Origin of the sequence: Flavobacterium sp. H122, from assembly GCF_004959765.1 — a bacterium.
In the GTDB taxonomy this organism is placed as follows: domain Bacteria; phylum Bacteroidota; class Bacteroidia; order Flavobacteriales; family Flavobacteriaceae; genus Flavobacterium.
Genome location: NZ_SJZD01000026.1, coordinates 1 through 1,972, shown reverse-complemented (window position 1 = coordinate 1,972; position 1,972 = coordinate 1). Strand labels below are relative to the sequence as shown.

Sequence of the window (1,972 nt, the reverse complement as noted above, 5' to 3'; positions counted from 1 at the left end):
ACATTAGGAGAACTTGTAGAGTATTTTATAGAAGAACACTATAGAAAACTGGATGAGCTTATAGGTATTTCATCGAGAGAACCTATTAATAAAAATGATACAAGAAATCATTATTCTCTACCAACAGTAAGCAAGCAAAAAAATCGCCTTGAAGAAATTCAGGTACATAATCATAATAAATTAAAAGATGTAGAAAATATAGCTATAATAGGTTTGAGCGGAAGATATCCAGGGGCAAAGAACATCAATGAATTTTGGGAAAATTTAAAACAAGGTAAAGATAGTATAACAGAGATTCCCAAAGATAGATGGGACATTGAAAATTTCTATGATAAAGAAAAAGGAAAAGAAGGAAAGAGTTATAGTAAATGGGGAGGTTTTATAGAGGATGTAGATAAGTTTGATCCCTTGTTTTTTAATATTTCACCAAGAGAAGCACAAATGATGAGCCCTCAAGAAAGATTATTTTTACAATCTGTTTGGGAGACATTAGAAGATGCAGGATATAACAGATTAGAGTTGCAGAATAATTCCAATATAATTGATAAAAGTGAATTAGGCGGAAAAGTGGGAGTATTTGTAGGAGTGATGAGTGAAGAATATCAATTATTTGGGATTGAAGAAATACATAAAGGCAATTATGTGACACCAGGAGGAAGTCCAGCCAGCATAGCTAACAGAGTGTCATATTTTTTTAATTTCCATGGACCAAATATGGTAGTTGATACTATGTGCTCTTCTTCATTAACTGCAATTCATTTGGCATGTGAAAGTATTCAAAATGGAAACTGTGAGCTGGCTATAGCCGGTGGAGTGAATGTTAGTACACATCCATATAAATATCTAATGTTAAGCAATGGTCGATTTGTTTCAGGCAAAGGCAAGTGTGAGAGTTTTGGAGAAGGAGGAGAGGGATATGTTCCATCGGAAGGAGTGGGAGCAGTATTATTAAAACCACTGAGCAAAGCAGAAGCAGATGGGGATAGAATCTATGGAGTAATAAAAGGAACAGCAATTAACCATGGAGGGAAAACCAATGGATATACAGTACCTAATCCTAATGCCCAGTCAGCAGTAATTAAAACAGCTATAAAAAAAGCAGGTGTAAAAGCTGAAGACTATAGTTATATAGAGGCACATGGAACAGGAACAAGTTTAGGAGATCCTATTGAAATAGCAGGTTTAAGTAAGGTCTTTAAATCTTCAGAAAATCAATATTGCAGTATAGGATCTGTTAAGTCGAATATAGGTCATTGTGAATCTGCGGCAGGTATGTCAGGTTTGACAAAATTATTATTGCAACTTAAATACCAACAATTAGTTCCTTCATTGCATTCAGAAAAATTAAATCCAAATATAGATTTTAGAAATAGTCCATTTAAAGTACAACAAGAGCTGGAAGTATGGACAACTAAAGAAAATAAATTACGATTAGCGGGTATTAACAGTTTTGGGGCTGGAGGTAGTAATGCACACATTGTTATTGAAGAATATCGTTCAACTAAGACTAGATCATATTTTAATAATAAAGAAGCAGTTATCTTTCTATCAGCCAAAAATAAAGACAGACTTGATAATCAGGTATTGAATTTGAAACACTATTTGGAATCTAATTTAAGCGAAAATATACATGATATCGCCTATACATTACAAATAGGCAGAGAACCTATGGATGAACGTCTGGCATTAGTGGTAAGTGACGTAGATGAATTGTTACAGAAACTGGTAGCTTATCAAGATGGAAAATCAACGGATATGTTTAGGGGTAATATTAAGGAAGATAAGGAAGATGTTTTATTGGAAGGAGATACCGGCAACGGCTGTCATCAAACTGCAATTAAAAACAATGATAGCAAATCTTTAGCTCAGTTATGGGTAAAAGGAGTGCTATTGGATTATAGTTTGTTCTATCCAGATAACAAGCCTAATAAAATCAGTTTGCCAACTTATCCTTTTAATACGAAAAGATATT

Annotated in this window: 1 protein-coding gene; it reads left to right on the top strand. The window is 33.7% G+C overall.

The annotated features are described in order from the left end of the window. The coding region (locus tag EZM65_RS15340) for a type I polyketide synthase (protein ID WP_136669437.1) at window positions 1-1,972 on the top strand (1,972 nt) is incomplete at both ends.